Origin of the sequence: Phenylobacterium sp., assembly GCF_037138395.1 — a bacterium.
Lineage (GTDB): Bacteria > Pseudomonadota > Alphaproteobacteria > Caulobacterales > Caulobacteraceae > Phenylobacterium.
Window position 1 is genome coordinate 1 of the sequence record NZ_JBAXIM010000190.1, and the last position, 4,201, is coordinate 4,201.

Consider the following 4,201-nt stretch of genomic DNA (forward strand, 5'->3'; position numbering starts at 1 on the left):
CCATGCCCTGGACCTCAGTCTTCGACGGTGATGCTCCCGAGCGGGTGAACCGCTGGCTGGCGCACCGGGGTGTCTGTTCCCGTCGGGAGGCCGAGACGCTGATCGCGTCGGGGCGGGTGCGGATCGATGGCGAGACGGTCCAGGATCCCGGCCGCAAGATCCTCCCCGGACAGACCCTGGAAGTGCAGGACGGAGACGACGCCGAACAGGCCGTGACCGTCCTCGTGCACAAGCCACCCGGCCTGGTCAGCGCCCATCCGGAACCCGGACAGTCTGAGGCCCGAAGCCTCCTCACTTCAGAGCGCGCCGAGGGCGGTGCCGCCCCTCCCCCCGACGACCTCAGCCTGCCCCCGGCAGGCCGGCTGGACCGGGAGTCCCGCGGCCTTCTGGTCCTCACCTCAGACGGGGTGGTGGCCCGGGCCCTCATCTCGCCAGCCTCGACGCTGAAGAAGGAGTACCAGGTGCGCGTTGCCGGCGGCCTGACGCCCGAGCAGATCGCCCGGCTCCGCCACGGCCTGTACCTGGACGGCCGGCCCCTGAAGTCCGCCGGGGTCTTCCGCAAGGGCGAGGACCGGCTGCGCATTGTCCTGACCGAGGGCCGGAACCGGCAGATCCGGCGGATGTGCGAGATGGTCGGCCTGCGGGTCACGGACCTGCAGAGGAGCCGGATCGGCCCGCTGTCACTCGACGGCCTGCCCGAAGGCCGCTGGCGCTTCCTGACGGCGGCGGAGAGGAGTGACCTCCTGGCGGCGGACCTCCCTTCCCAAGGCCGGGGATCAGGCCCATATCTGGAAGAGGACTGACAGGGACGGCGCAATGAATTCGAAATCCCGGCCGGACTGGCGACGGCGCGGTCTCCTCGCCCTCGTGGGCCTCGCCCTCCTCGGCCTCATCGGCTTCGGCATACGCAGCTGCCGCGCCGAGCCCGAGGCCCCACCCTATCGGACCGGCCAGGTCGAACAGGGTGCCCTTGTCCAGACCGTTTCGGCGTCCGGGGTCATAGAGGCCCTCGTAACCATCGAGGTCGGATCCCAGATCTCGGGCCAGATCAAATCGATCTCGGCGGACTTCAATGACCGGGTGAAGGCGGGCCAGGTGCTGGCGGAGCTTGATCCCCAGACCTACCAGTCCCGGCTGCGCCTCGGGCAGGCGGACGTCGCCGCTGGCGAGGCCACCGTGAAGCAGGCCGAGGCCCAGGCTCAACAGGCCCGGCAAGACCTCGCCCGCAAGCGCTCGCTGGCATCCCAGGGGTACTATTCCGCCGCCGCCCTCGAAGCCGCGGAATCCCAGGCGCGCACGACCTCCGCTGCACTGGAAGTGGCCAGGGCTCGGGTCCAGCAAAGCCGCGCCAGCCTGAGCACCACGCAGGTGGACCTGTCGCGGACGCGCATCATCTCGCCGATCGACGGGATCGTCGTCCTGCGGGCCATCGAGCCCGGCCAGACCGTCGCCGCCAGTTTCCAGGCACCCGTGCTGTTCCGCATCGCCCGGGATTTCGACCGGGTGAAGGTCAAGATCTCCGTCGACGAAGCCGACATCGGTGGGGTGAAGGAGGGCCAGGCGGTGACCTTCTCGGTGGACGCCTTTCCGGACCAGGTGTTCGACGGCGTCGTCACCCAGGTCCGCAAACAGCCCGTCATGGAACAGAACGTCGTCGCCTACACGGTCATGGCTGAGGCGCAGAACACGGGCGGTCGCCTCATGCCGGGCATGACGGCGAACGCAGACATCGTAATCCAGCGCCGGGACGGCGTGCTCAAGGTTCCTGTGGCCGCCCTGCGCTGGACGCCGCCGGCAGAGTTCCAGGCCGCGCCCCGCGGACCACCCGGCACGCCGATCCGCAACGATTCCGGCCCCGCCTATCCGGGATCGGTCCCGGTGCAGAAGGTGGTCGGCCAGCTTGGGCTCGACCCCAAGCAGAAGAAGACCTGGTTGGACATCCAGGCGGACCTCCGCGTCCAGGCGACCGCCGCTGCGGGATCGGGCACAGACCGGGAGGCAAGCCGCAAGGCCGTCGCCGGCGCCGTGGAACGCAGCCTTACCCGGCTTGACGCGGCACTCACCCCTGCACAGAAGGCGCGGCTGAAGATCCTCCGGCCCCTGGCCTTCGATGTCGGCCCAGACGCCGGGGGCCTTGTCGCCGGCGTAGTCTACCGGCAAACCGCCGAGGGTCCGCAGCCGGTGGTCCTGAGCGTCGGGACCAGCGACGGGTCGATGACCGAGGTGAAGGGTCCGCTGAAGCCGGGCGAGGCGCTGATCCTGGGCGGCGGCCCCAAGCCCAAGATGCGCGTCGACGTGGGCTGACCGGACATGGCCGAGCCCGCGATGATCCAGATCGAGGATCTGACCAAGACCTACGTCATGGGCGAGGAGATCGTCACGGCCCTCGACGGGGTCAGCCTGTCGATCTTCCGCGGCGAAATCATCGCGATCATCGGGCCCTCCGGATCGGGAAAGTCGACCCTGATGAACATTCTGGGCGGGCTCGATCGGCCTAGCCGGGGCCGCTACCGGTTCGAGGGCGATGAGGTCGCGCACTTCTCGGATGACCAGCTGGCGGACTTCCGGAACCGAAGGATCGGTTTCGTCTTCCAGTCCTTCCAGCTGCTTCCCCGCCTCTCTGCCCTGCAGAATGTCGAACTCCCGATGGTCTATTCCGGGGCAGCGCCCCGGGCCCGCAGGGAAAGGGCCGCGGAACTCCTGGAGCGGGTCGGCCTGGGCTCGCGAATGGGGCATCGGCCCAACCAGCTTTCAGGTGGCCAGCAGCAGCGCGTCGCCATCGCCCGGTCCCTGGCGAACCAGCCGGACCTCCTGCTCGCGGATGAGCCCACGGGAGCCCTGGACAGCGCAACCGGGATCGAAGTGCTGGCGCTCTTCCAGAAGCTCAACACAGAGGGCCTGACGGTCGTCCTCGTCACCCACGACCGGGGCGTCGCCGACGCCGCCCGCAGGCGCATCGCCTTCCGGGACGGGCGGGTGACAGAGGACGTAGCGTCGTGAGCGGCGCCTCCCCCACAGAGATCGTCCGCTTCGCCGCCGGCGCCATCATCGCTCACCCCCTGCGCTCGGGCCTGACCTCCCTGGGCGTGGTCATCGGCGTCGCCGCCGTGGTCATGATGACCTCCATCGGCCTGGGCGCGCAGAAGCGAGTGACCGATACGATTTCTGGCCTTGGCTCGAACCTGATCATCGTCAGCCCCCTCCAGCCCCGGACGGCCGGCGGGGTCATGGGCGGGGCCGGAGCGGGCCAGAGCCTTACCGACGCCGATACCGAAGTGATCCGCCGACAGGTCGAAGGGGCTGCAGCGGTTGCGCCTTCGGTCACCGGAATGGCCCAGGTCACCGCCGACGGCGCCAACTGGAATACCTCGATCATCGGCGTATCCCCCGAATACCTCGAGGCGCGGGACCTGACCGTCGCCTCAGGCCGCATGTTCGAGGAAAGGGATGCCCGGCAGGGGCGCAAGGTGGCCGTCCTCGGCCCCACTGTGGTCACTCAGCTCTGGGGTGACGCGGACCCAATCGGCAAGCGGATCCGGATCCGCGGGGCGCCCTTCGAGGTGATCGGCGTCCTGGGATCAAAGGGCCAGTCCAGTTTCGGCCGCGACCAGGACGACCTGATCCTGAGCCCTCTCGAGACCGTGCGCACGCGGATCATTGGCCGGCGGATCAAGGCCGATAGCGTCCAGACCATCTACGTCAAGGCAGTCTCCGAGGAGGAACTGGCCTCCGTCCAGGAGGACATCGACAGCACCCTGCGGGCCGAACACAAGATCCAGGCGGGCGACGACGACGACTTCCAGACCCAGAACCTGGCCTCCATCCTGGAAGCGTCCAAGGCGGCCATCGGGGCCTTCACCGTCCTGCTGGCCGCCATTGCCGGCGTGTCTCTCGTGGTGGGGGGCGTGGGGATCATGAATATCATGTTGGTGGCGGTGACCGAGCGGACCCGGGAGATCGGCCTGAGGATGGCCCTCGGTGCCCGGCGCAAGGACGTCCTGGCGCAGTTCGCCCTGGAGGCCGTGGTCCTGTCGGTCTTCGGCGGTCTGATCGGGCTTGCGATTGGCCTGCTGGGCGCGGCTGGCATTGCGGCGATCGGCGACTGGCCCTTCGCCCTGCCCGCCTGGGCGATACCCGTCGCCCTCGGCTTCTCCAGTCTGGTCGGGCTGGTCTTCGGCGCCTATCCTGCCTGGCGCGCCGC

At 69.1% G+C, this 4,201-nt stretch carries 4 protein-coding genes; all 4 read left to right on the top strand.

Features of this window, described 5'->3' with window-relative positions; all coding sequences use genetic code 11:
• Positions 1-803 (top strand): pseudouridine synthase (locus WCJ52_RS11935; protein WP_336903530.1); only part of this gene is annotated, 803 nt, incomplete at its 5' end.
• Between the two features lie 13 nt (positions 804-816).
• Entirely contained in the window at positions 817-2,304 is a 1,488-nt protein-coding gene (locus WCJ52_RS11940; RefSeq protein ID WP_336903531.1) for an efflux RND transporter periplasmic adaptor subunit, read from the top strand.
• Between the two features lie 6 nt (positions 2,305-2,310).
• Positions 2,311-3,000: an ABC transporter ATP-binding protein gene (locus WCJ52_RS11945; RefSeq protein ID WP_336903532.1), complete on the top strand. Its 690-nt coding sequence runs from the start codon at positions 2,311-2,313 to the stop codon at positions 2,998-3,000.
• Positions 2,997-4,201: ABC transporter permease (locus WCJ52_RS11950; protein WP_336903533.1), on the top strand; the 1,205-nt coding region annotated here is incomplete at its 3' end. The genes WCJ52_RS11945 and WCJ52_RS11950, both read left to right, overlap by 4 nt.